Source organism: Burkholderia sp. KCJ3K979 (genome assembly GCF_016759955.1).
Classification (GTDB): Bacteria; Pseudomonadota; Gammaproteobacteria; order Burkholderiales; family Burkholderiaceae; genus Burkholderia; species Burkholderia orbicola.
In genome coordinates this window covers 1-24,904 of record NZ_JACFYV010000085.1, presented here as the reverse complement: position 1 = coordinate 24,904, position 24,904 = coordinate 1, and the positions used below count along the sequence as shown (strand labels likewise).

Genomic DNA, 24,904 nt, shown 5'->3' with positions numbered 1-24,904 from the left:
CGCGGCCGGGCTGCCGGCCGGCGCGATTAACGCGTACGGCAAGCAGGCGCCGATGAGCTGGGGCAAGCCGGGGCTCGGCGCGATCACGATCGCGACCGTCTACGGTCAACCCGACAAGGCCGCGATCTTCGCGTACGAGAAGGGCGCGACGATGGACTACGAAACGCTCGCGCCGGCGCGCCGCGTGATGTTCTTCCTCGACAACGACACGTTCACGAACCTGTCGCCGGCCGGTGTCGCGTTGTTCGACGCGGCGGTGGACTGGGCGGCCGGGCGGCGCTGAGCCGCCACGCTTCGCTCACGCGGCCGGCGGTGGTGAACGCCGCCGCGATGCTGCTTCGATCAGTTGCGCGAGCGTTTGCGCGGGCTCCGACATCGTGCGCCGCGCGCGATGCACGAGCCCGATGTCGCGGTGAAACGTGTGATGCCCGAGGTCGATCGCGCGCACGCCGGCCGGCCAGCGGCGATATACGGCGGTCTGCGGCACGATCGCGACGCCGACGCCGTTCTCGACCAGCTTGACGATCGCGTCGAGCTCGTCGAGTTCGCAGGTGTCGCGCACCGCGATATGCATCTTGCGCAGGAAGCGGTCGACCTGGCGACCGCCGAACGACGCGCGGTCGTAGCGCACGAACGGCGCGTTCGCGAGCAGCGCAGCCCAGTCCTTGCCTTTCACGCCGCGCGGCACGATCAGCCGGAACGGCTCCCGCGCGAGCGTCGTCCAGTGCAGGTCGCTCTGCAGCGCGAACGGCGGCCGGATGATCGCGGCCATGTCGATCTCGCCCGCGTCGACCCGGTTGACCAGCTCGATCGACAGTCCCGGAATCACGCGCGTGCGGCACGCGGGTTGGCGGCGATGGAAATCGGCCAGCGCGGCCGGCAGCAGCGCGCTCTGCACCGACGCGATCGCGCCGATCGTCACGCGCACGGCGGCCGGCGAGCCGGGCGCGGTCGAGCTCAGGTTCTCGTACAGGCCGATCAGCGCCTGCGCCTGGTCGAGCACGTGATGGCCGCGCTCGTTGAGCCGCGCCGAACGCCCTTGCCGGTCGAACAGCGCGAAGCCGAGCTCGACCTCGAGGCGCTGCATCTGCGCGCTCACGGCCGCCTGCGTGAGCCCGATACGATTGCCGGCGGCGGCAAAGGTGCCTTCCCGGGCGACGGCGACGAGGGTCTTCAGTTCGCGGATCATTCATCGATTCCATTTGTGAATCGCAAAACTATATATTGATTTAATTTTTGCTCGGCGTTGTCTACCATGATGCCGTTCTCGCGTCACGCGAGCGTTTCTTCACGAGGCCATCATGAGTCTTTCCCCGTTTCACCTCGCGATTCCGGTCTACGACCTGCCGGCCGCGCGCGATTTCTACGGCCGCGTGTTCGGGCTGGAAGAGGGGCGCTCGAGCGCGCAGTGGGTCGATTTCAATTTTTACGGGCATCAGCTCGTGATCCACGAGCATCCGAAAACGGCGTCGCAGGAAGGCGCGCATACGAATGCGGTCGACGGCCACGACGTGCCGGTGCCGCATTTCGGGATCGTGCTCGACTGGGCGAGCTGGGAAGCGCTGGCCGAGCGGCTGCGCGGGTTCGGCGTGACGTTCGTGATCGAGCCGTATGTGCGGTTCCAGGGGCAGGTCGGCGAACAGGCGACGATGTTCCTGTTCGATCCGTGCGGCAATGCGCTCGAATTCAAGGCGTTCCGCGACATCGGCCAGCTGTTCGCGAAGTGACCGGCCGCGGCGCCAGCGCCGATCGACATTGAGTGCGAGAATGCGGCCTGCGGCCCGGCCGTGCGCAGGTGCGGCGACCGGCGCCGCGCCGCACGGCATTCGTCCGTGCGCGCCGTTTTCCAGGGAACCCGTATGGACAGTCACATCGCGCCGGTGGCGCTGAACAAGGCCTACCGTCTCCTCAATCACGGTCCGACCGTGCTCGTATCGGCCCGCCACGACGGCGTCGACAACGTGATGGCCGCCGCCTGGGCGTGCGCGCTGGATTTCCTGCCGCCGAAGCTGACGGTCGTGCTCGACAAATCCGCGAAGACGCGCGAGCTCGTCGAGCGCAGCGGCACGTTCGTGATCCAGGTGCCGACGGCCGCGCAACTGCAGCTCACGCATGCGGTCGGCAGCCACAGCCTCGCGCAGCGGCCCGACAAGCTGCGCGAAGCGGGCGTCACGCTGTTCGACGTCGACGGCCACGACTTGCCGTTCGTCGCCGGCTGCTCGGGCTGGCTCGCGTGCAGGCTGATTCCCGAGCCGCACAACCAGCAGACCTACGACCTGTTCATCGGCGAGGTGGTCGCCGCGTGGTCCGACACGCGCGTGTTCCGCGACGGCCACTGGTATTTCGAATCGGCCGATCCCGCGCTGCGCAGCCTGCACTACATCGCGGGCGGCAATTTCTATGCGATCGGCGAATCGCTCCATGTCGACGTCGATCCGGACGCGCAGTAAGCGTCGGACGGTCGGCCATTCCTCACCAGAGCGCGCTTCATGCGCGCTTTTTCAATTCCGCCAGCATGAGGTCGGCGAACGCCTGCGCGACGCGCGGCAGCGTGCGCCCGCGCTTCGCGACGAGCGCGATCGGCCGCACGAACGCCGGATCGTCGATCGGCTTCACGACGAGATCGGGCTCGGCGCGCACCTCGCGCGCGGTCGCGGGCAGGATCGTCACGCCGAGGCCACCGCGCACCATCGCGACCGCCGTCATCATGTAGGTCGGTTCGCACGCGATGTCGGGCGTGCAGCCGGCCGCTTCCAGCGCGGCATCGACGACGCTGCGCACGCTCGTGCCTTGCGCGGTGAGCACGAGCGGCACGCCGGCGACGTCGGCGGTGCCGACACGGCGCTTGCGCGCGAGCGGATGATCCTTCGGGCACACGGCGACGAGCTGGTCGGCGCCCGCATACAGCACCTCCAGCGACGCATCGAACGTATCGCCGCCGGTCAGCCCGAGATCGGCATCCTCGTTGCGCACGAGCGTGGTGACGAGGCTCGCGACGCCGTCGCGGATCTCGAAGCCCGCGCGCGGCACGTCGTGCCGGAACGATTGAATCAACTCCGGCAGCATGCTGGACGCGAAGGTCGGCAGGCATGCGAGCCGCACCGTGCCGCTCGCGCCTTCGCCGAGCGCACGCGCATCGCGCAGCACGCGCTCCATGTCGTCGAGCGAGCGCTGCAACAGCGGCAGCAACTCACGGCCGGTCTGCGTGAGCGCGACGCTGCGGCTGTTGCGGTCGAACAGGCGTGCGCCGACGATGTCCTCGAGCCGGCGGATCTGCACGGTCAGCGCCGGCTGCGACAGATGCAGCCGCGCGGCCGCGCGCGTGAAGTTGCCGGCGTGCGCGACGGTGACGAACGCGCGAATGTCGCGAAGATTCAGATCCATAACGATTCGTGATTGCTGCGATCAAATCATTTCAATTGTGCTATCGCTGCGCCGACCTTACGCTCGTCTCCAACAAAAGACAAGGTAGGAGACACGGATGCTGCCGTTACTCGGGCTGGGCACGATCGTCGTGCTGCTGGCCGCGATTCTGTCGAAGCGGATGTCGCCGCTCGTCGCGCTGATCATCGTGCCGATCGCCGCGTCGCTGCTCGGCGGCTTCGGGTTGCACACCAGCAAGTTCGTCATCGACGGGTTGAAGGGGCTCGCGCCCGTCGTCGGGATGTTCGTATTCGCGATCCTCTATTTCGGAACGATCACCGACGCCGGCACGCTCGACCCGATCATCGACCGGATCTTGCGCGCGGTCGGCACGCGGCCGACGCGCATCGTGATGGGCACGACGCTGCTCGCGCTGCTGATTCACCTCGACGGCTCGGGCGCCGTGTGCTTTCTCGTGACGATTCCCGCGGTGCTGCCGCTGTACGACCGGCTGAAGATGGACCGCCGCGTGCTGGCCGCCGCCGTGTCGATGGCCGCGGGCATCAACTTCCTGCCGTGGACGGGCCCGATGATCCGGGCGTCGGCCTCGCTGCACCTGCCGGTGTCGGCGCTGTTCAATCCGCTGATTCCGGTGCAGGCGATCGGGCTCGTGTTCGTGTTCGGCGTCGCGTACTGGCTCGGGCGGCGTGAGGAGAAGCGGCTCGGCCTGTCGCGCGACGATGCGTCGATTCCGCTGCCGAAACGCGAGCTGATGCCCGACGAGCAGGCGCTGCGCAGGCCGCACCTGTTCTGGTTCAACCTCGTGCTGACGCTCGTCGTGCTCGGCACGATGGTCGTGATGGGTGAGAAGATTCCGCCCGCGATCATGTTCATGGTCGGGCTGTGCATCGCGCTGATGGTGAATTACCCCGACGTCGACATGCAGCGAAAGCGCATCGACGCGCATGCGCGTGCCGCGCTGATGATGGCCGGCATCCTGCTCGCGGCGGGCGTGTTCACCGGGATCATGCAGGGCAGCGGCATGCTGAAGGCGATGGCGCAGGCGGCGGTCGGCTTCGTGCCGCCGTCGATGGCCGGCCACATTCCGGTGGCGCTCGGCCTCGCGTCGATGCCGCTCAGCATGCTGTTCGATCCCGATTCGTTCTACTTCGGCGTGCTGCCCGTGATCGCCGAAGTGGCCGGCCAGCTCGGTGTGCCGGCCGTGCAGGTCGGGCAAGCGGCGCTGCTCGGCCAGATGACGACGGGCTTTCCGGTTAGCCCGCTCACACCGGCGACGTTCCTCGTCGTCGGGCTGTGCGGGATCGAACTGGCCGAGCACCAGAAGTTCACGTTTCCGCTGCTGTTCGGCGCGTCGATCGTGATGACGATCGCGTGCGTCGTGCTCGGCGTGTTTTGATTTTTTCCGGCGATGCGCTCGCCGGACGACGGTACGGACATGACAGCAAAGCAACCTGAACGGCGCGTGCGCATCGGCGCGGGCGCGGGCTACTCGGGCGACCGGATCGAGCCCGCGGTCGAACTGGCCGAACACGGGCAACTCGATTACCTCGTCTTCGAATGCCTGGCCGAGCGCACGATCGCGATCGCGCAGCAGGCGCGCCGCAACGATCCGGCGCTCGGCTACGATCCGCTGCTCGACGCGCGGATGCAGGCGGTGCTGCCGGTAGCGGCGGCAAAACGCGTGCGCATCGTGTCGAACATGGGCGCGGCGAATCCGCGCGCGGCCGCACGGCGTACCGCGCAGATCGCGCAATCGCTCGGCATCGCGGGGCTGAAGGTCGCGGCGGTCGAAGGCGACGACGTGCTCGACGTCGTGCTGCGCGGCGCGTTCCGTTTCGAGGAATCGGGCGACGACGTTGCCGCGTATCGCGACCGCATCGTGTCGGCGAACGCGTATCTCGGCGCCGCGCCGATCGTCGACGCGCTCGCGGCCGGCGCGGACGTCGTGCTGACCGGGCGCGTCGCCGATCCGTCGCTGTTCGCCGCGCCGCTGATCCATGCGTTCGGCTGGCGGATGGACGACTGGGACACGCTGGGCGCTGCGACCGTCGTCGGCCATCTGCTCGAATGCGCGGGGCAGGTGACGGGCGGCTATTTCGCCGATCCCGGCTACAAGGACGTGCCGAATCTCGCGCGGCTCGGCTTCCCGATCGGAGAGGTCGCGGCCGACGGCTCGGTCGTGATCACGAAGGTGCCGCATGCGGGCGGCCGCGTGAGCGCGGCGACCTGCAAGGAACAGCTGCTCTACGAGATTCACGACCCGGCGCGGTATCTGCAGCCCGACGTCGTGGCCGATTTCACGCGCGTGACGGTTGCCGAGGAGGCGGCCGATCGCGTGCGCGTGACGGGCGGACGCGGCACCGCGCGGCCCGATACGCTGAAGGTGTCGGTGGCTTACGTCGATGGCTGGATCGGCGAAGGCCAGATTTCGTACGGCGGCCCGGGCGCGCTCGCGCGTGCACGTCTGGCACTCGACATCGTTCGCGAGCGGCTCGCGCTGACCGGCGTCGCGGCGAGCGAGCTGCGCTTCGACCTGATCGGCGTCGACTCGCTGTATGGCGACGCGACGCCGGCCGTGCGCGGCGAGCCGAGTGAAGTACGCGTGCGGGTGGCCGGCCGCGCGGCGAACGCCGCCGAAGCCGCGCGGATCGGCAACGAAGTCGAGACGCTCTATACGAACGGGCCGGCCGGCGGCGGCGGCGCGTTCAAGTCGACGCGCGAGGTGATCGCCGTGCAGTCGGTGCTGCTACCGCGCGCGGCCGTGACGCCGTCGTTTTCATTCGTGGAGGCCTGATGCAACTGCGTGAACTCGCGCATGCGCGCACCGGCGACAAGGGCAATACGCTGAACGTGTCGGTCATCTGCCACGATCCGCGTCATTACGACCATCTGTGTGCACATCTGGAGGCGGCAACGGTGAAGGCGTGGCTCGCGGGCATCGTGCACGGCGACGTCGTGCGCCACGAATTGCCGGCGCTCGGTGCGTTCAACTTCGTGCTGCGCGATGCGCTCGGCGGCGGCGTCACGCGCTCGCTCGCGCTCGACGCGCACGGCAAGTCGGTCAGTTCGGCGTTGCTGGCGATCGAGGTGCCCGATCCGGCGTGACGGCGTGACCGTGTGCATAGTCAACCGGGCGCGCGTTCACACTCACATTCGGACTCACGGGATCAGCAGTTCGCGATGCCTGTCCGCGTGCGCGATGCGCTCGCCGGCGACGTGCAGGTGCTGATTCCGACGATAGTCGAGGATCGTGCAGCAGGTTGTCGTGCGTGTCGCCGTCGCGGTCGGCAAGCTGGACGATGTCGCGCTTCAGGTTCATCGCCGGTGTCGGTGGATGTGGTTCGTCGCGCCTGCGTGTACGCTACGGCCTCGCGGGTCGATTCCCGCGCGTACCGAACGGAGCCTGGAGTGAAGAACGAGATCGTAACGCCGACCGGCGCGAAGGGCGGGGCCGGACGGCGAAGCCGGTGCGCGGCCATCGCGGTGCGCGTCGCGCTCGCGTGTGTCGGCTCGCTGGCCGTGCAGGTCGCCGCCGCCGCGCCGGCGTCGTCGTGCAACGAACGACTGACGGCACTGATCGTGCCTGCACTGCCGCAGACCGCGTTCGCCCGGCGCGACATCCATGCCGCCGTGGAGGAGCGCAACGGCGACGTTTACCGGATCCGCCTGTTCACGAGCCCCGACCATCCGGGCACGCCGAATCGCGAAGCGACGGTCGGCTGGGTGACGCTCGATACGCACGCGATGCAAGCGCTCGACGTCACGCGCGATCCTGATCGGCCGGACGTGCTCAGGATCGACCGGCGCGCGCTGTCGCATTTCGTGGCGACGTGCGCGGTATCGGCGACGCCGGTACAGAGTGCCGTCGATTGCGATGCGCTGAACCGCCGTGCGCAGGCGCAAGGCGATTACGTGATGGGCAGCGACGCCGAGCGCGTCGTCATCGGCAACGGGCGGCTACCGTTCTTTTCCGCACCGGACGACGCATGCGGGATCGATGGGCTCTTCATCGTCGAGCACGACCACGTCGATGCGCGGACCGAGTACGGCCGCTTCACGTCGATCGTCTACCTGAATCCGCGTACACGCGGCATCGCCGAAGGGTGGGTGCGCACCGCGCGGCTGAAGCCGGACGGCATCGGCATCGCGCCCCGGCAACCTTGATCCGTTGAGTCTGCAACAATTCGCCACATATCAATCCGAACTGATCTCGTCATGGCCCTCCAGAACCGGAACCGCCGTCTTAAGCCGCTCGCCGCCCTTGGCGCACTCACGGCGCTCGCCGCGCTGTCGCCCGTTCATGCCGCCGAGCCGGCCCAGCCCGACCGTCAACTGAAAACCTTCATCCACGGCACATACGGCGACTGGCGTGCGGACCGCAAGGGCTGGCAGGCGGACGAGGGCGATTTCATCCATTCGCCGTGCGGCGTGCTGCGCGTGGCGACCGCGGATGGCCCGCGCACGCTGCTCGCGATGTGCGGCGAGACGGAGGCAGCGGTGCAGAACGGGATGCCGGGTATGGATTCGGACGCGACACCGGGCGCGATCGACCTGTACGTGCTGCAGCCTTCGCCGGACGGCAGGACGCTCGAACCGATCGCGAAGAAAACGGAGATCGCATCGGGCGAGCGAGGCGAACCGGGCACGGTGCGCATCGAGCGGCTCGGGCCGCACCTGTTCGGGTTCGTGATCGGCGAAAGCGACACGCGGCAGGGCTACACGCAACGCTTTCGTTCGATCTGGCTGCCATACGGCAATTCTCTGGTGCATGCGGCGGCGCGCATCGACGAGGCGCTCGACAATGCCGAGTCGACGGAATGCGCGCATGTTCGCGCGCGCTGCGAGGAACGTCGCTTCGAGATCGCGCCGGACACGACCGGCACGGGCGACGTCTATCCGCTGATGGTCACGGAAACCGGTACGCGCGGCGACAAGGCGATCCACGCACGCTACACGGTGAAGTTCGACGCCGCGCGCGGCCGCTACGTCGTGCCGAAGGCGCTGCGCGACGGGTACTGATCCGTGGCGCGCAGGAACGGGCGGTATCGCACCGCCCGCGCCTCACACATACAGATAGCGCACCAAGTGAAAGAACACCGGCGCGGCGAAGCAGATCGAGTCGACGCGATCGAGCATCCCGCCGTGGCCGGCGATCATCGAGCCCCAGTCCTTCGTGCCGAGCGAGCGTTTGACGGCCGACAGCACGAGCCCGCCGACGAAGCCGGCGATCACGATCGCGAGCGAAATTAAAACAGCCAATTCGCGTGGGATGTAGAGACTTCTCGTTCGATTGGTGGCTTTCTAAGTCGTACGTCAGTGCACGTCAATTAGACAGGTCCGAAATACGGGATTTGTGGTTCTCCTTCAACAGCTTGGCAATATTTGACAGTCGTTCGCAAGGGTTTCGGTAAGCTCGCGTTCAATAATCAAACGAACGGACGCGGGCCGCGTCAGTGAGAATGAACAAGAATACGCACCGCCTGGTGTTTTCCAGGCTTCGGGGTATGGTGGTGGCCGTTTCGGAGACGGCGACGGCCGAGGGGAAGTCGGCAACGGGTGAGGTGCGCGCGAGGCGGCGATCGTCGACGTCTGGCGCTGGCGTTGTGATGGCGGGCGTCGCGGCGCTCGGCATGTTACCCACCCTGTCCGATGCGCAGATCATCCCCACGCCCGGCACCAGCACGCAGGTGATCCAGACGCCGAACGGCTTGCCTCAGGTCAACGTGGCCAAGCCTTCGGGCGCCGGCGTATCGGTCAACACCTACAATCAGTTCGACGTACAAAAGGCTGGCGCGATCCTGAACAACTCGGCCACGATGGTTCAGACCCAGCAGGCGGGCTGGATCAACGGCAACCCGAACTACGGTGCCGGGCAGGCCGCGCGGATCATCGTCAACCAGGTCAACAGTCCGAACCCCTCTCAAATTCGCGGCGCTTTGGAGATAGCAGGCGCTCGCGCGGAACTCATCCTGGCGAATCCGTCCGGGATCTTCGTGGACGGCGGAACCTTCCTGAATACCAGCCGCGCAACCTTGACGACTGGCGTGCCGTACTACGGCGCCGATGGCTCGCTCGCCGGATACAACGTCAACCGCGGGCTCGTGACCGTCACGGGTGCTGGCTTGAATGCGACCGGTACCGATCAGGTAGACATTATCGCCCGCGCGGTACAGGTGAACGCGTCGGTCTACGCGAAGAATCTCAATGTAATTGCCGGTACGAATCAGGTTAATCACGACACGCTTGCCGCGACGCAGATTGCCGGCGACGGTCCTGCCCCGGCTGTCGCGATTGACGTGGCTCAGTTAGGTGGCATGTATGCCAATAGGGTGTTTCTGGTTGGCAACTCCGCAGGCGTGGGCGTCGCGAATGCCGGGACGATCGCGGCGCAGGCAGGCGATTTGACGCTGCAATCGGATGGCCGGCTCGTGCTCACGGGCAAGACGACCGCGAGCAGCAACCTCGCGCTGTCGGCCGCCAGCGGCATCCAGAATAGCGGCACCACGTACGCGCAGCAATCGCTGTCGGCCAGCACAAGCGCCGATCTTACGAACACCGGCACGCTCGCAGCGCAGCAAAATACAACGGTCAACGCTGGCAGCGTCAACTCGACCGGCACGCTCGGCGCCGGCGTGAACAACGACGGTTCCGTCACGCACAGCGGCGACCTGAACCTGAGTGCGTCGGGCCAACTGACCGCGACCGGCCAGAATGTGGCGGGCGGCAATGCGTCGCTGACGGGTGCCAGCGTGAATCTCGCCGGCAGCCAGACGGCGGCGAACGGCAATCTGTCGCTGAACGCGACGGCCGGCGATGTGAACCTGTCGAACGCGACGACGAGCGCGCAAGGCGCTATTCAAGCGAATGCATCGGGTACCGTGATCAACGATCACGGCAACCTGTCGAGCGGCGGGAGCACGACGCTGACCGGCGGCAATCTGTCGAACCAGGGCGGCAAGGTTTCGTCGCAGGGGCCGCTGTCGGTCAACGTGGCCGGCCAGATCGCCAACCAGTCCGGCGAACTGGTATCCGAGAGCGCGGCGGACGTGCATGGCGGCGCCATCGCGAACAACCAGGGCACCCTGCAAAGCGCGGCTGGCATGACGGTGGCCGGTGCGTCGCTGGATAATACGGCGGGCCGAATTACGTCGCTCAACGGTGATGGCCTGTCGGTGACGGCGAGCGGCCAGTTGACCAATGCGGCGGGCACCACTGCGAACGGCGCGCAAGGCGGCGTGATCGGCGGCAACGGCGATGTGTCGGTCCAGGGCGCAAACGTTGTCAATCGCGGCGCGATTACATCCAACACGAATCTGCGGGTATCGGGCCAGTCGGTCGACAACGGCAGCGGCACGCTGCAGGCTGCGCAAAAGGTGGCCGTCGACGCGGGCGCGCGCCTGGTCAACAACGGCGGCTCGATCGCCGGCCAGACGGCAACGATCAGTGGAACAACGCTCGACAACAGCGCGGGCACCTTGCAGGCGAGCCAAGTGTCGTTGAACACGACCGACCTCGTGAACCGCGGCGGCACGATCACGCAGACCGGCGCCGGTGCGATGAGCGTGAACGTGTCTGGCACGCTCGACAACTCGAATGGCGGCACGCTGCAAACCAACAGTACCGATCTGATGCTCGCGCCTGCCGCGCTCGTCAACGATGGCGGCACGATCACGCATGCCGGTACCGGCACGCTGACGCTCGGCGGCGGTTCAGGCTCGGTGTCGAACGTAGGCGGTTCGATCGCGAGCAACGGGCGCGTCGTCGCGCAAACCGGCGCGCTGAACAACACATCGGGCTCGATCAACGCGCAGAACGGACTGACGGCAACCGTCGCGGGCACGCTGAACAATGCGAGCGGCAAGCTGTTGTCGAACACCGACGTGAGTGTCACCGGCGGCACGCTGTCGAACGATCGCGGTCAGATCGGCGCCAGCACGAATGCAACGATCCGAACGGGCTCGATGACGAATCAGGGCGGCTCGATCGTCGCACCGAACCTGTCGGTCACTGCCGATTCCACGCTCGACAACAGCGGTGGCAAGCTCGAGGCCAATCAGCTTGCGCTGACGACTGCCAACCTCGTGAACCACGGGGGTACGATCACCCAGTATGGATCGTCGGCGATGGGGATGAACGTCAGCGGCACACTCGACAACTCGGCCGCCGGCGTGATCCAGACCAACAGCACGGACCTGACGCTCACGCCGGCCGAGCTGAACAACGCAGGCGGCACCATTACGCATGCCGGCGTGGGCACGCTGACGATCGCGCCGGGCAACGGAGCCAGCGCGCTGAACAACGCGGCTGGCACCATCGTGACGAAGGGACAAGCCATCGTCAACGCGGCTACCTGGAACAATGCGAGCGGTATCCTCGCCGCACAGCGTGGCCTCAACGCCACGATTGCGGGTGACGTGAACAACGCGCAGGGCCTGCTGCGATCGGACGCGTCGCTGTCGTTGCAGAACGGCGGCGCTCTATCAAACCGAGGTGGCCACATCCAGGCGGGGCAATCGGTTGCGGGCGACACCAGCACGCTCGCCATTCAATCGGCCTCGATCGACAACGCGGACGGCGCCATTGTCGACCTCGGCGCGGGCAAGATGACGGTGCAAGGCGGCAGCCAGATCGCCAACAGTCACGCCGGCGGCGTAGCGGGCATGGGCGCGATTACCGGCAACGGCGATGTGACGGTCAGCGCCGCGTCGATCAGCAACACGCAAGGCGGTCAGATCAGCGGCGCATCGCTGCATGTTCAAGGCAACACCCTGGACAACAGCGGCGGCACGATCGGCAATGTCACGAATTCGAACGGCGACGTGGACGTTACGACGACCGGTGCGATCACCAACACGAACGGTCAGATCAGCTCGACGCACGACCTGTCGGTCACGGCGGCCACGCTGCAGGGTGGCGGCACCTACAGCGCAACGCACGACGCGAACGTGAATCTGCAGGGCGACTACACGGCGACGGCCGGCACCCAGTTCAACGTCGGTCACGATCTTGCCTTCACGCTGCCCGGCACTTTCACGAACAACGCGAACCTGCAATCAGTCAACAACCTGAGCGTCAACGCGGGCAACATCGTCAACGTGGGCGCCCTGACTGCTGGCGGCTTGCTGCACACGCAATCGACCAACCTGATTAATACCGGCGCGCTCGTGGGCGCCAGTGCCTCGCTCAACGCGACGAATACGATCTCGAACCTCGGGCCGACTGCGCTGATCGGTGCATCGGACAGCAACGGTACACTGGAAATCCTCGCGCACGACATCGAAAACCGCGATGACGCGACCGCGACCGATTCGATGGCGACGACGGCGATCTTCGGCATGGGCAAGGTCGTGCTGGCAGGCGGCAAGGACGCCAGCGGCAATTACATGAACGCCGCGCTGGTCAACAACGTGTCAGCGCTGATTCAGTCCGAAGGCGACATGGAACTGCACGCGGACAAGATCACGAGTACGCGCCGCGTGATGAAGACGTCGACGAGTTCGATCGATCCATCGCTGCTCGGCCAGTTCGGTATTCCGATCAGCGGCCGTACTGGCCAGGTTGGCGTGAAGGATCCGGACAGCATCGGCGGCGTCTACACCGAGCCGCCTCACGGCGGTCAGTGGAACAGCACGTATCAGTTCACGACCTACTACGCGGACAGCGCGACGGCAACGACGGTAACGGACATCAGCCCGGCCGCGCAGATCGTGTCGGGCGGCAAGATCGATGCGTCGTCGATCGGCACGCTGCAAAACTACTGGAGCAACATCGCCGCGGTCGGCGACATCAAGATGCCGGCGCACTATGACGCCGACGGCTGGGCGGCGTCCGGGCAGAAACTGCCGGGCGTGACGGTTTCCTACTCGGGGCAGTATCACTACAACAACTACGACAACACCGAACACGACTGGCAACTGCCGTTCGGCAACGCGCCGTTCGTGACTGGGCGTCCGGGTGGCTATACGCAGGCGGCGCCGGCGTCGATCAAGGATTACACGCTGCCCGGCTACTTCTCGACGATAAGTTCGAACGGCACGATTTCGGGCACGGGTGTCAGCGTCAGCAACACGGCGGCTAACGCATCAATTCCGCCGCTCGGTTTGTTGCCGGGGCAGTCGGTGCCGGGGCTTACGCCGACCACCCTGAGCGGCAACGCCAGCGGCGCAAAATCGGGTGCATCGTCCGTGCACGGTGGTCCACCGGCGCCGGTCGATCCGATCATCGCCAGTGCGACGGCGCTGAACGTGCTGAACAACCTCACGATTCCGCAAGGTGGCCTGTACCGGCCGACGACCGCGCCGAATGCGAACTACGTGATCGAGACGAACCCGGCGTTCACGAACCAAAAGAACTTCATTTCGAGCGACTACTTCTTCGGGCAGCTCGGCGTCGATCTCACGCATATTCCGAAGCGGCTTGGTGACGGCTTCTATGAGCAGCAGCTCGTGCGCAATCAGGTGACGGCGCTGACCGGCAAGGCGGTGCTGGGGCCGTACGCGGATCTGCAAACGATGTACCAGTCGTTGATGACGGCAGGTGCGGATCTGTCGAAGTCGCTCGATTTGCCGATGGGCGCGAGCCTGTCGGCCGAGCAGGTGTCGAAGCTGACCGGCAACGTGATCATGATGGAAACACGGGTGGTCGACGGGCAGTCGGTGCTCGTGCCGGTCGTGTACCTCGCGCAGGCGAACCAGCAGAATGTCAACGGCCCGCTGATCAGCGCGACGAACATCGATTTCCAGAGCGCACAGTCGTTCACGAACAGCGGCACGATCAAGGCGGACAACACGCTGGCGATCCAGGGCAAGCAGATCGACAACGCGTTCGGCGCGCTGCAAAGCGGCGGGCTGATGTCGCTGAAGACCGAGAACAACATTGATCTGACGTCGGCGAACGTGAAGGCTGGCAGTTTGCAACTGGATGCCGGCAAGGACCTGATTCTCGATACGGCGACGAAGACGAATACACGCGTGAGCCGGGACGGTGCGACGAGCGTGGTCACCACGCTCGGGCCAACCGCCAAACTGGATGTCGCGGGCAATGCGTCGATCGTCACCGGCGGCAACTTCCAGCAGAACGCGGGCAACCTGTCGGTCGGCGGCAATCTCGGGATGAAGGTCGGCGGCAACTGGGATCTCGGTGCGGTGCAGACGGGCGAGCACAAGATCGTGCAGCGGGCGAACGGCGTGTCGAACACCGACATCAACAAGGTCACCGGCAGCTCGGTGACGGTCGGTAGACAGTCGAGCATCGGCGTCGGCGGAGACCTGACGGCCAAGGGCGCGCAGATCGACCTCGGCCAGGGCGGTACGATCGCGGCCAAGGGCAACGTAACGCTCGGCGCGGCGAGCACGACATCGACGGTGAACAGCAACAGTTCGGGTAGCGATAGTCACGGCAGCTACGCCGAGACGCTGCATACGTCCGATCAGGCGTTGACCGGCACGACGCTCAAGGGTGGCGACACGGTCAATATCGTGTCGGGCAAGGACATTACGCTCTCCGGCAGCGCGATCAGCCTCGACAAGGGCAACGCGAACCTGCTGGCGGCTGGCGACGTGAATGTCGGCGCTGCAACCGAGACGCACGAGCTGAATCCGCACGAGACCCACAGCCATAGCAATGTCGTGAGCGGCGTGAAGGTCGCCAGCGGTATCGATCAAACGTCGACGGTCAGTCGTGGCAGTACGGTGTCAGCTGACGGTGTCAATATCGTCAGCGGGAAGGACATCAGCGTCAATGGTAGCGACATCGTCGGCACGAACGATGTCGCCCTGCAGGCGGCGCACGATGTTCGTATCACGACGTCGCAGGACACAACCCAGTCGTCGAGCTATTACCGGAAACAGGAATCCGGTCTGATGTCGGGTGGCGGCCCGTCGGTGACGGTAGGCTCGCGCTCGCAGTCGGACAAACAGCAAACGTCGACCGTGACGAATACCGGCAGCACAATTGGCTCGCTGAAGGGCAACCTGAGCGTGACGGCCGGCAACAATCTGCACGTGACTGGCAGCGACTTAATCGCAGCGCAGAACGTGACGGGAACTGCAAAGAACATCACCATCGACGCGGCCGCTGGCTCATATAGCCATAACGAGAGCCATGAGACGAAGCAAAGCGGACTGACGGTCGGTCTGGCGGGCACGCTGGCGCAAGCGGTACAAGGTGCGGTCGGACAGGCACAATCCGCTGGCGGCAGTCAGGACAGTCGGGCAAAGGCGCTGCACGCAATCGCCGCGGCGGGTCAAACCGCTGGTGTCGCACAGGACCTGGCTGCTAAGGGGGGGGCGGACATCGGTATTTCGGTCAGCGTCGGATCGAGCCACTCGAAGAGCACGTTCTCCGAAAGCCAGACGACGCAGACCGGTTCGAAAGTGGTGGCGGGCGGCACGGCCGCATTCATTGCGACAGGCGACAAGAACCAGGGCCAAGGTAATGTGACGATCGCCGGCTCGGACGTCACTGCATCCAACGTGTTGTTGAATGCCGCGAATCAGGTGAACCTCGTCAATACGACGAATACTGATTCGACTCGCAGTACAAACGAATCGGGCAGTGCGAGCGTCGGCGTACAACTGACGACGCGAGGTTTCGGTGTGTCGGCCTCGATGGCGAAAGCCCACGGCGATGGAAACAGCGATGCGGTGATGCAAAACAACACGCACATCACTGGGACGAACAACGTGTCGATCGTTTCGGCTGGCGACACCAACGTGATCGGCGCGACCGTCAGCGGCAAGCATGTGTCCGCTGACGTCGGTGGCAACCTGAACCTTGCCAGCGTGCAGGACACCACGGTCAGCGAGGCGCATCAGAATAGCTCCGGCGGCGGTTTCACGATCAGCCAAGGGGGTGGTAGCGCGAACTTCAGTAGCCAGCACGGCGACGCGAATGGCAACTATGCGGGTGTCGCTGAGCAAGCCGGCATCAAGGCTGGCGATGGCGGCTTCGATGTCAACGTGAAGGGCAATACCGATCTCAAGGGGGCGGTAATCGCGAGCACAGCCGATTCGTCCAACAACCATCTGACGACCGGGACGCTCGCCTACTCCGACATCCAGAACCACGCTAATTACAGTGCGTCGAGCAGCGGCTTCTCCGCAGGCGCCTCGATGGGTGTGCCGACACAGGCGACTGGCGCCGGATCGGTACCGAACGCTGGCGGTGTGACGCCGATGCTGAGCCAGCACGATAGCGGCAGCGAATCGGCGACGACGAAGAGCGGCGTGAGCGCAGGCACCGTCACGATTACGGATACCGCCAACCAAAAGCAGGATCTCGCCGGCCTGAACCGCGATACATCGAACACGAACGGCACTGTGTCGAAGACGCCCGATCTGCAGAATCTGTTGGGTAATCAAGCCGACATGATGAACGCAGCCAGTGCGGCCGGCGAAGCGGTGGCGACGCAGATCGGGCGATATGCAGACAACAAGCGCGACGCGGCAGACAAGGCGGCGAAGAAGGCCGCAGAAGATGGAAATCTGGAACTCGCGGCTCAGTATCGTCAGGAAGCGGCAAGCTGGGACGAAGGCGGCACGAACCGGGTCGCGCTGCACACTGCGGGCGGTGCGATGATCGTGGGTCTCGGCGGCGGCAATGCATTGGCGGGGGCGGCTGGAGCCGGACTGTCCGCCGCATTAGCCGGCAAGTTGAACAGCGTCGCAGATTCGATCGCAAGTGCGACTGGTGATACGAATGCCGGGATGACGGCAGGGAACATTCTGGCCAACGTGCTTGCAACCAGTGCGGGTGCGCTGGTGGGCGGGAATTCCGGGGCCTTTGCGGCGGCGAATGTAGACCTGTACAACCGCAACAACAGCAACGGTCAGGGCAAGGGTGGCACCGGAAGCCAGTTCCTCGACAACGGGGCAGATTTCGTCGCGGGTGCTTGGAATGGCTTGGTGAGCCTTGGCGAAGTGGTCGTAAACACCCCGAACGGTGGACCTTTTGCATCGCCCGGCGACCCCGGCTATATCTCTGCCGACAAATTCCGGCTGCCGTATATCCAAGGTGATCAGCTGGGACCTGATATCGAGCTTCTCGCCGCTATGCTTGCAACCAGAAAGGTTGGCAAAGGCGGTGCAACCGAGGCCGAAGCCGTCGCAGCCGGAGATGCGGCAGCGCTGAAAAAAACGATCGACGCAACCAAGTATCAAGGAGAGATGCTAGGAGCAAATGGCACACAGACCGCAAGCAAATCCATTTGGAGAGGTAGCGGTCAGGAAAGAATTGATGTGGAAAATCCTGCTCCCGGCGTGCGCCCGGGACAGATTCACTATCAAGATGCCAACGGCACCAAGTACTATTATGATCCTAACTCGCAAGTGTTTTTCGATCAAAAAACTGGCGAATTGGCCCCGAAGAGTGTGCAAAATTTGATGAAGGATTCGTCCTTCTCGAAGGCAATTGATAAGGCGCTAACCGGTTATCTTGGAGCGAAGCGATGAATGCCATGAATGACAAGATGCACCTTCTCCTTCAACGGAAGTCGGCGGTTGAAGTCGGCGTGCCAGATGGGCTCAAAGAAATTCTAAATGCTGGATTCGTGCGAATTGGCGAGTGCATTTTATTTTCTTCTTTTTTTAAAGAAACGAGTCTGCCATCCGATCAATTCTTGATTCGGGCTTATGGCGATTTGACAGGGTATGAGTGCGCAGTCAACAAAATCCACGTTGAAGATTACTGCGAGGAAAATGTCCTCGGGAGTGCCATGGGGTTCGTTAGTTATTTCTCTGAGGTCTGGAGGGGGAAATTCGGGGACGAGGCAATCGTTATCCTGACCTATGAGGAGGATGATGATTTTGGTGAGGTATGCACGTTTCGATTTCATTTAAATCGCGTCGGGCAGAAATTTATCGATCCAGGCGAGATAAATAAATATCCAGAGGCCATATTGATGAGCAGCGTTTTGTGAAAATCAATGGCCGCATTGCTGAATGGTAAAAATTGAACTCTATACGCAGAATCTCTAGTTGATGCTCGGCGCGGTAGGCAATGTCAAGAGCGCCATGATTTCTTCGGTCTGAGGGTGAAATGACAAAATGGAAAGACCTTTTGGAATACACCGACACCGTGATTTCGCGAGGGGCACTCCTCAAGTTTCCGGCTGGTCAATCGTTTGAGGACGAGGTCGTCATGATGGTTTGTGAAGCGCCTGATAAGTCGGGGCGCTTTGGATTGATCGCCATCACGGGGTATAAGGCCGGCATCAACTGCTACGTTATATTTCCTGCGGAAGCCGCGCAAACGGAGCTGTCGGCGAGCTGGCTAATTGCAAACTGGACCATGTGGGTCTGGCCAGATGGGCATGTGCAAGATGTGAAAGTTCGTGCGCCCCTCGAAGCCCAGGAACTGTAGTTGCAATCGACAGAGGTAATTGACACCAAGTGCAACTTGATTACCATAAATAAGAAGAACTAGACCTCAACTATGAAAATAGTCAAACGGCTAGCGACTGTGCCGTTCGCCGCCTTGATGTCGGTCGCCGTGCAGGCTCAACAAGTTCCATCACCGGCCGAACAGGCCGCCGCCGCGCGCGCGAACGCGGAACAGGACCGCCAGGCGCAACAGCAACGCGAGGCGCAGCAGCGCGACGCGCAGCAGCGCGACGCTGCTGTGCGTGCGCCTTTGGTTCGTTCCGAGGTGCCGGGTGTCGAAGCATATCCTGCGATTCCGGCCGATACGCCCTGTTTTCGGATCGAACGATTCGCGCTGGACGTACCGGATACGTTGCCCAACGCAGTGAAGGCGCAAGGCGCTTCGGCATTGCCGCTCGATCGCTTCGCGTTCGCACGTGAATGGCTCGAACATTACTCGGGTGCGTGCGTCGGCAAGCAAGGTATCGATGTGCTGGTCAAGGGTCTGTCACAAGCGATCCTTGCGCGTGGGTATGTCACCACGCGCGTGCTCGTACCGGAGCAGGATCTGTCGAGCGGCACCCTTAAGCTTTCGCTGATTCCGGGCGTAATCCGCCACGTGCGCTTCGCCGAGGAAAAACTGCGTGGCACCTGGAAGACCGCCTTTCCGACCGGCGACGGCGAGCTGCTGAACCTGCGCGAGCTTGAACAGGGCCTCGAACAGATGAAGCGCGTATCGAGCCAGGACGTATCGATTCAGATCGTGCCGGCCGATGTGCCAGGCGAAAGCGACGTCGTGCTCGACGTGAAGCGCGGCAAACCGTGGACGGTTGTCGCCTCGATCGACAACTCGGGCACGCGGGCGACCGGCCGGCTGCAGGGCAACCTGTCGCTCGGCATCGACAATCCGCTCGGCCTGAACGACATTTTCAACGTCGGCGTGAGCCAGGATCTGGAATTTGGTGACAAGCGCCTCGGCTCGCACGGCTGGAACGGCTTTTATTCGATTCCGTGGGGCTACTGGACCGCAACGCTCTCCGCATACACGAGCACGTACTACCAGCAGATCGCCGGCGTGAACCAGACGTTCATTGCGAGTGGCAATTCGAAGACGGTCGATTTCAAGCTGAACCGCGTGCTGTCGCGCAGCCAGAACGACGTGTTCGGTGCGCAGTTCCGGCTGTCGCGCCGGTTCGGGCAAAGCTTCATCGAGGACACCGAGATCCCGCAGCAGCGCCGCAACAACACGTTCGTCGAGTTCGGCCTGACCGATCGCCACTATTTCGGCAACGCGCAATTCGACGGCACGCTCGCGTACCGGCAGGGCATCGGCGCATTCGGCGCGCAGGACGACATGCTGGCGGCCGACGGCGGCCCGACCTACCGCTACAAGATGGCCGTGCTCGACGCGAATCTGTCGGTGCCGTTCGCGATCGCGCAGCAGCCGTTTCGCTTCGTCACGACATTCCACGGCCAGTACACGGGCAACACCCTCTACTACATCGACGACCTGACGATCGGCAGCCGCTACACGGTACGCGGCTTCGATGGAGAGACGATGCTGGCGGCTTCTCGTGGATTCTACTGGCGCAACGAGCTCCAGGCGCCGATCGGACAGACGGGAACGGCAGTTTACGCGGGCCTCGACTATGGCCGCGTATGGGGCCCGCAGCCGGTCGCGCTGGTTGGCACGCAACTGGCAGGCGCGGTGATCGGCGTGAAGGGGAGCGTCGCGACGCGTTTCGGCGGGTACGGGTACGACCTGTTCGCCGGTACGCCGGTGTACAAGCCGTCCGGCTTTCCAACGAACCGGGTCACGCTCGGGTTCCAGCTGACGGCCCAGTTTTGATGAATATTCGATCGAGCTGCTCGGCACTTCATGGATTCAAAATGCCGACGAGGATCGGGGACCGTTTCTGACCGCGCAGATCGTAGCAGTCGTGTTCGCGAACAGTTGGCAGGCTATCGATATTCGAATGCCCGGCTTGCCAGTGCTGCTTCGGCAGGACAATCGGCACAGTGCTAGATCGGCGACAAGTATTGGCGTACGCCGGGCGGCGTAGCACCGCCCGCGCCTCACACATACAGATAGCGCACCAAGTGAAAGAACACCGGCGCGGCGAAGCAGATCGAGTCGACGCGATCGAGCATCCCGCCGTGGCCGGCGATCATCGAGCCCCAGTCCTTCGTGCCGAGCGAGCGCTTGACGGCCGACAGCACGAGCCCGCCGACGAAGCCGGCGATCACGATCGCGAGCGAGATCCCGAACGCCGCGCCGAAGCTGAACGGCGTCACGCGATACAGCGACGCGCCGCACAGCGTGGCCAGCAGGCCGCCGCCGACGAAGCCCTCGATCGTCTTCGACGGCGACAGCTGCGGCGCGATCTTGCGGCGTCCGAACAGCTTGCCGACCACGTATTGCAGCACGTCGCTGATCTGCACGACGAACAGGAAGAAGAACAGCAGCAGTGCGTTCTGCCCGGCGTAGCGCGGAATGTCGAGGATCAGCACGGCCGGCGCGTGGCTCAGCCCGTACACGCACACCATCAGCGCCCAGTTGATCTTCGCGTTGCGACTCAGGAAGTCGCGCGTGTCCTGCGTGAGCGCCGACACGAGCGACATCGCGAAGAACAGGTGCACGGGCACGAAGATCGAATACATCCCGTACCAGTTGATGCCGAGCAGCAGGTACTGCACGGGGATCGCGATGAAGAACGCGATGAAGAGCGTCGTATGGTCGCTCGCGGTGGTCGGCGTAAGCGTGATGAATTCGCGCAACGTCAGGTACGACAGCAGCGCGAACACCAGGTAGGTGACGTTGTTGCCGAGGCCGATCGCGACGGCCATGATCGCGATCATGGCCCACCACGCACGGATGCGCTGGTTCAGATTGACGATGGTCGCGCTGGTGCCGCCGCTGCGCGCGCCGAGGATCGCGCCGATCACGGTCGCGACGACGAGCACGCCCGTGACGCCCGCGACCAGTTCCCAGAAGAGGGTTCGCATGGTTGGTATCCGGAAAAGGGAGAAGGGGGCGCGCCGCGTTCAGCCGGCCGGCCGTTGCGGCGGCGCGAGCGCGATGACCGCGTCGCGCATGCGGGCGAGGAACGTCGGCTTGTCTTCCTGAGCGCCGAGTGCTTCGTTCGCGCCGAAATGCACCTTGCAGATCAGCGGCACGGGCCAGATCGCGCCCTTCGGCATGATGCGTTGCAGGTTCTCGAGGTAGACGGGCGCGAGCGCGACGTCCGGGAACTCGGTCGCGAGATGGAACAGCCCGCTCTTGAACGGCTGCGGCAACACGTCGGCGCCGCGCGTGCCTTCCGGGAAGATGATGATCGAGTGGCCCTGTCGCAGCGCGTCGCGCACCGGCTCCAGTGGGTCGCCGCCGTTTTCGCGATGACGGTCGATCAGCACGACGTTCAGCAGCTTCTGCGCGATGTGGCGCTTCAGGTCGCTGCTGTCCCAGTAGTCGCGCGCGGCGACGGGCCGCACGACCGCGCGCACGTCGCGCGGCAGTGCGGCGAGGATCGCGAGCGTGTCGATGTGGCTCGTGTGGTTCGAGAAATAGATCTTCTGCGTCGGGGACGGCGGCGCCTGATGCCAGACCGGATACGCGCCGGCGACGAGCCGCACGATGGACAGCAGGAAGTCGCGCTGCCAGACGTTGAGGATGTTCATCGGCGTGTGGCCTCCTGCGTGCATGCCCGGCCCGCTGCGCATGCGCGGCGGGCGGAACCCCGGAATGCCGGCGCGGCAGGATGCGCGCCGGACGGCTCTTGTTTAAATTTTTTCAAATTCGTGGCTGCCTGTCGCAGGTCCGCGATAATCGGACGATTCGCCGTCGCACGCTGTCGCGTCGCGGCGAGTGCGCCGGTCGGCGGCGTGATAATCGGCTGTTGCACGAGTGCCCGCCTGCAGTTCGAATGGATCTCGCTGCGATCGGGCCAGCGGATTATCGCGAGTTTCGCCGAAAAACGCCAGATTGGCGCCGCGCGGGCGGACCGGCCCGCAGGCTTGACGCATCGAGGCCGCTCGGCGACGATGAGGGCCGTTCAATCCAGGTCGACGCAGGCCGTTTCGCCGCCCGGGGCATGGCGGCGGGAAACGTATCCGACCGTGCCGCACGAATAAAATGAATACGAAACGATGAGCCTCTACGCACTCAAACCCAAATTCCAGAATCGTCTGCGCCCATTCGCGGATTCGCTCGCCGAACGCGGCGTCACGGCCAACCAGGTCACGCTGTTCGCGGCAGGAGGCTCGATCGTCGTCGGCGCGCTCGCCGGGCTCGGCGTGTTCGCCCGCGCGCTGTTCCTGCTGATCCCGCTGTGGCTGTTCGCGCGGATGGCGCTCAACGCGATCGACGGGATGCTCGCGCGCGAGCACGGGCAGAAGAGCACGCTCGGCGCCTACCTGAACGAGCTGGGCGACATCGTGTCGGACGTCGCGCTCGTGCTGCCGTTCCTCGCCATTCCCGCGTTCGCTCCGGCGGACGTCTGGCTGTTCGCGCTGACGGCGGTGATCGTCGAATGCGCGGGGCTGATCGGCTCGCTCGTCGGCGCGACGCGCCGCTACGACGGCCCGTTCGGCAAGAGCGACCGGGCGCTGGCCCTCGGCGCGTTCGCACTGTGGATCGGCTTCGGTTTGCCGGTCGGCAGCGTCGCCGCCTGGCTGTGGCGGCTGCTGATCGTGCTGTCGATCGTGACGGTGGTGCGGCGCGTCCGGGCCGGGATCACCGAAGCGGGCGGCTGACGGGCCGGGCGCCGGAGGGCGGCGCCACACGATACGTATAACGAAACGAGAGAGATCGCATGAGCGCACGCACGGCCCGCGAGGCCGACTTCATCACGCACGACGGCGAAACGCTGTTCTATCGTCACTGGCCCGCGACGGGCGCACGCTGCCGTGGCGCCATCGTGCTGCTGCATCGCGGGCACGAACACTCGGCGCGCGTCGCGCACCTCGTCGACGAGCTCGACCTGCCGGATTTCGCGTTTTTCGCGTGGGACGCACGCGGCCACGGCCGCTCGCCGGGCGCGCGCGGCTACAGCCCGAGCGCGGCCGCATCGGTGCGCGACCTGCAGACCTTCGTCGAGCATATCCGCGACACGCACGGCATCGCGATCGAGGAGATGGCGGTAGTCGGCCAGAGCGTCGGCGCGGTGCTCGCGGCGACCTGGGTGCACGACTACGCGCCGCCGATCCGCGCGCTCGTGGTCGCGTCGCCGGCATTCCACATCAAGCTCTACGTGCCGTTCGCGCGGCCGGGGCTGCGGCTGATGCACAAGCTGCGCGGGCTGTTCTACGTGAACAGCTACGTGAAGCCGAAATTCCTCACGCACGATCCCGAACGGATCGCGAGCTACGCGTCCGATCCGCTGATCACGCGGCCGATCGCGGTCAACATGCTGCTCGACCTGCACGATACCGCGCAGCGCATCGTCGCCGACGCGGCCGCGATCACCGTGCCGACGCTGTTGCTGATCTCGGGCGCCGACTGGGTCGTGCATCGCGGCCCGCAGGACCGTTTCTTCGAGCGGCTCGGCGCGGCGCGCAAGGAGCGCATCGTGCTGCCGGGCTTCTATCACGACACGCTCGGCGAGCGCGACCGCGCGCAGGCGCTCGCGCCGCTGCGTGCATTCGTGCTGCGCGAGTTCGATGCGCCGAGCCCGCGCGTATCGCTCGCCGATGCCGATCGACGCGGCGCGTTCCATGACGAATACGCGGCGCTCTCCCGGCCGCCGGCGAACGTGTTCGCACGGGCGTACTGGGCGCTCACGCGCGCCGGCCTGAAAGCCGGCGGCGCGCTGTCGGACGGCATCGCGCTCGGGTTGCGGCTCGGCTTCGATTCGGGTTCGACGCTCGATTACGTGTACCGCAACCGCGCGCAGGGGCGGCTGGGCATCGGCGCGCTGATCGACCGCACGTATCTCGATTCGCCGGGCTGGGTCGGCATCCGCCAGCGCAAATTGCATCTGCAGGAGCTGATCGGCGCGGCGATCGGCCGGCTGCGCGGGAACGGCACGCCGGTGCGGATCGTCGACATCGCCGCCGGCCACGGGCGCTACGTGCTCGATGCGATCGCGCTGGCCGCCGAGCGCGATGGCGCGGCGCCCGACGACATCACGCTGCGCGACTACAGCCCACCGAACGTCGAGGCC

18 protein-coding genes and 2 pseudogenes are annotated in these 24,904 nt (G+C 64.9%); 14 read left to right on the top strand and 6 right to left on the bottom strand.

The genetic code is table 11. The features are described from left to right. Positions 1-283 (top strand): annotated as a pseudogene (locus H3O04_RS19240) (hypothetical protein); the annotation flags it as partial. Between the two features lie 15 nt (positions 284-298). Here the strand turns inward: H3O04_RS19240 and H3O04_RS19235 are convergent. Beyond that, on the bottom strand, positions 299-1,189 hold the full coding sequence (locus tag H3O04_RS19235) for a LysR family transcriptional regulator (protein ID WP_202588265.1): 891 nt from the start codon (positions 1,187-1,189) through the stop codon (positions 299-301). A gap of 112 nt (positions 1,190-1,301) precedes the next feature. On the opposite strand from H3O04_RS19235, the gene H3O04_RS19230 reads away from it, so the two are divergent. Together H3O04_RS19230 and H3O04_RS19225 are read left to right on the top strand one after the other, a co-directional pair. Next, a complete protein-coding gene (locus H3O04_RS19230) occupies positions 1,302-1,727 on the top strand; it encodes a VOC family protein (protein ID WP_006481570.1) in 426 nt (141 codons plus the stop codon). A gap of 132 nt (positions 1,728-1,859) precedes the next feature. Beyond that, the gene (locus H3O04_RS19225) at positions 1,860-2,450 is read left to right on the top strand and encodes a flavin reductase family protein (RefSeq protein WP_012328294.1); all 591 of its coding nucleotides are present in this window, start codon (positions 1,860-1,862) and stop codon (positions 2,448-2,450) included. A gap of 37 nt (positions 2,451-2,487) precedes the next feature. Here the strand turns inward: H3O04_RS19225 and H3O04_RS19220 are convergent, their stop codons facing one another. Beyond that, the gene (locus H3O04_RS19220) at positions 2,488-3,384 is read right to left on the bottom strand and encodes a LysR family transcriptional regulator (RefSeq protein WP_202588264.1); all 897 of its coding nucleotides are present in this window, start codon (positions 3,382-3,384) and stop codon (positions 2,488-2,490) included. Between the two features lie 97 nt (positions 3,385-3,481). Between H3O04_RS19220 and H3O04_RS19215 the strand changes: the two genes are divergently transcribed. The 5 genes from H3O04_RS19215 to H3O04_RS19195 all read left to right on the top strand — a co-directional run bounded on the left by H3O04_RS19215 (position 3,482) and on the right by H3O04_RS19195 (position 8,403). Continuing rightward, positions 3,482-4,780, top strand: a complete 1,299-nt coding sequence (locus H3O04_RS19215; protein ID WP_202588263.1) for a CitMHS family transporter — start codon at positions 3,482-3,484, stop codon at positions 4,778-4,780. Positions 4,781-4,819: 39 nt separating this feature from the next. After that, positions 4,820-6,178 carry an acyclic terpene utilization AtuA family protein gene (locus tag H3O04_RS19210; protein ID WP_202588262.1) on the top strand — a complete coding sequence of 453 codons (1,359 nt, stop codon included), beginning with the start codon at positions 4,820-4,822 and terminating at the stop codon, positions 6,176-6,178. Continuing rightward, a complete protein-coding gene (locus H3O04_RS19205; protein WP_202588261.1) occupies positions 6,178-6,489 on the top strand; it encodes an AtuA-related protein in 312 nt (103 codons plus the stop codon). The genes H3O04_RS19210 and H3O04_RS19205 overlap by 1 nt, the downstream gene beginning before the upstream one ends. Positions 6,490-6,792: 303 nt before the next feature. Continuing rightward, a complete protein-coding gene (locus H3O04_RS19200; RefSeq protein WP_334031518.1) occupies positions 6,793-7,548 on the top strand; it encodes a hypothetical protein in 756 nt (251 codons plus the stop codon). Positions 7,549-7,599: 51 nt separating this feature from the next. Further along, positions 7,600-8,403, top strand: coding sequence for a hypothetical protein (locus tag H3O04_RS19195; protein WP_011545153.1), 804 nt, complete (start codon positions 7,600-7,602; stop codon positions 8,401-8,403). Positions 8,404-8,445: 42 nt separating this feature from the next. Here the strand turns inward: H3O04_RS19195 and H3O04_RS19190 are convergent. Further along, a pseudogene (locus tag H3O04_RS19190) lies at positions 8,446-8,631 on the bottom strand (phosphatidate cytidylyltransferase); the annotation flags it as partial. Between the two features lie 212 nt (positions 8,632-8,843). Here H3O04_RS19190 and H3O04_RS19185 point away from each other — a divergent pair. The 4 genes from H3O04_RS19185 to H3O04_RS19170 all read left to right on the top strand — a co-directional run bounded on the left by H3O04_RS19185 (position 8,844) and on the right by H3O04_RS19170 (position 20,592). Then, on the top strand, positions 8,844-17,834 hold the full coding sequence (locus H3O04_RS19185; protein ID WP_202588260.1) for a two-partner secretion domain-containing protein: 8,991 nt from the start codon (positions 8,844-8,846) through the stop codon (positions 17,832-17,834). Continuing rightward, positions 17,831-18,301 carry a hypothetical protein gene (locus tag H3O04_RS19180; RefSeq protein WP_124477496.1) on the top strand — a complete coding sequence of 157 codons (471 nt, stop codon included), beginning with the start codon at positions 17,831-17,833 and terminating at the stop codon, positions 18,299-18,301. Before H3O04_RS19185 ends, H3O04_RS19180 begins: the two co-directional genes overlap by 4 nt. 140 nt (positions 18,302-18,441) lie before the next feature. Continuing rightward, positions 18,442-18,744, top strand: coding sequence for an Imm45 family immunity protein (gene imm45, locus H3O04_RS19175; RefSeq protein WP_202588259.1), 303 nt, complete (start codon positions 18,442-18,444; stop codon positions 18,742-18,744). A 72-nt stretch (positions 18,745-18,816) separates the two neighbouring features. Next, positions 18,817-20,592, top strand: a complete 1,776-nt coding sequence (locus tag H3O04_RS19170; RefSeq protein WP_202588258.1) for a ShlB/FhaC/HecB family hemolysin secretion/activation protein — start codon at positions 18,817-18,819, stop codon at positions 20,590-20,592. A gap of 227 nt (positions 20,593-20,819) precedes the next feature. On the opposite strand, the gene H3O04_RS19165 is transcribed toward H3O04_RS19170, so the two are convergent. From H3O04_RS19165 to H3O04_RS36170, 3 genes are all read right to left on the bottom strand, one after another. Next, positions 20,820-21,749 carry a phosphatidate cytidylyltransferase gene (locus H3O04_RS19165; protein ID WP_012328300.1) on the bottom strand — a complete coding sequence of 310 codons (930 nt, stop codon included), beginning with the start codon at positions 21,747-21,749 and terminating at the stop codon, positions 20,820-20,822. 39 nt (positions 21,750-21,788) lie between these two features. Next, entirely contained in the window at positions 21,789-22,421 is a 633-nt protein-coding gene (locus tag H3O04_RS19160; protein WP_012328301.1) for a lysophospholipid acyltransferase family protein, read from the bottom strand. Positions 22,422-22,523: 102 nt separating this feature from the next. Continuing rightward, positions 22,524-22,766, bottom strand: coding sequence for a hypothetical protein (locus tag H3O04_RS36170; RefSeq protein WP_237666352.1), 243 nt, complete (start codon positions 22,764-22,766; stop codon positions 22,524-22,526). A 123-nt stretch (positions 22,767-22,889) separates the two neighbouring features. On the opposite strand from H3O04_RS36170, the gene H3O04_RS19150 reads away from it, so the two are divergent. After that, positions 22,890-23,495 carry a CDP-alcohol phosphatidyltransferase family protein gene (locus H3O04_RS19150; protein WP_023475563.1) on the top strand — a complete coding sequence of 202 codons (606 nt, stop codon included), beginning with the start codon at positions 22,890-22,892 and terminating at the stop codon, positions 23,493-23,495. Positions 23,496-23,554: 59 nt separating this feature from the next. After that, on the top strand, positions 23,555-24,904 hold a 1,350-nt coding region (locus H3O04_RS19145; protein WP_202588257.1), incomplete at its 3' end, for a bifunctional alpha/beta hydrolase/class I SAM-dependent methyltransferase.

Excerpts from the sequence above, each read along its gene's own strand:
- H3O04_RS19185 (WP_202588260.1), top strand. The coding sequence starts at position 8,844 with ATGAACAAGAATACGCACCGCCTGGTGTTTTCCAGGCTTCGGGGTATG.
- H3O04_RS19215 (WP_202588263.1), top strand. The coding sequence starts at position 3,482 with ATGCTGCCGTTACTCGGGCTGGGCACGATCGTCGTGCTGCTGGCCGCG.
- H3O04_RS36170 (WP_237666352.1), bottom strand. The coding sequence starts at position 22,766 with ATGCGTCAAGCCTGCGGGCCGGTCCGCCCGCGCGGCGCCAATCTGGCG.
- H3O04_RS19150 (WP_023475563.1), top strand. The coding sequence starts at position 22,890 with ATGAGCCTCTACGCACTCAAACCCAAATTCCAGAATCGTCTGCGCCCA.
- H3O04_RS19210 (WP_202588262.1), top strand. The coding sequence starts at position 4,820 with ATGACAGCAAAGCAACCTGAACGGCGCGTGCGCATCGGCGCGGGCGCG.
- H3O04_RS19180 (WP_124477496.1), top strand. The coding sequence starts at position 17,831 with ATGAATGCCATGAATGACAAGATGCACCTTCTCCTTCAACGGAAGTCG.
- H3O04_RS19205 (WP_202588261.1), top strand. The coding sequence starts at position 6,178 with ATGCAACTGCGTGAACTCGCGCATGCGCGCACCGGCGACAAGGGCAAT.
- H3O04_RS19170 (WP_202588258.1), top strand. The coding sequence starts at position 18,817 with ATGAAAATAGTCAAACGGCTAGCGACTGTGCCGTTCGCCGCCTTGATG.
- H3O04_RS19160 (WP_012328301.1), bottom strand. The coding sequence starts at position 22,421 with ATGAACATCCTCAACGTCTGGCAGCGCGACTTCCTGCTGTCCATCGTG.
- H3O04_RS19220 (WP_202588264.1), bottom strand. The coding sequence starts at position 3,384 with ATGGATCTGAATCTTCGCGACATTCGCGCGTTCGTCACCGTCGCGCAC.
- H3O04_RS19195 (WP_011545153.1), top strand. The coding sequence starts at position 7,600 with ATGGCCCTCCAGAACCGGAACCGCCGTCTTAAGCCGCTCGCCGCCCTT.
- H3O04_RS19235 (WP_202588265.1), bottom strand. The coding sequence starts at position 1,189 with ATGATCCGCGAACTGAAGACCCTCGTCGCCGTCGCCCGGGAAGGCACC.
- H3O04_RS19225 (WP_012328294.1), top strand. The coding sequence starts at position 1,860 with ATGGACAGTCACATCGCGCCGGTGGCGCTGAACAAGGCCTACCGTCTC.
- H3O04_RS19165 (WP_012328300.1), bottom strand. The coding sequence starts at position 21,749 with ATGCGAACCCTCTTCTGGGAACTGGTCGCGGGCGTCACGGGCGTGCTC.
- H3O04_RS19230 (WP_006481570.1), top strand. The coding sequence starts at position 1,302 with ATGAGTCTTTCCCCGTTTCACCTCGCGATTCCGGTCTACGACCTGCCG.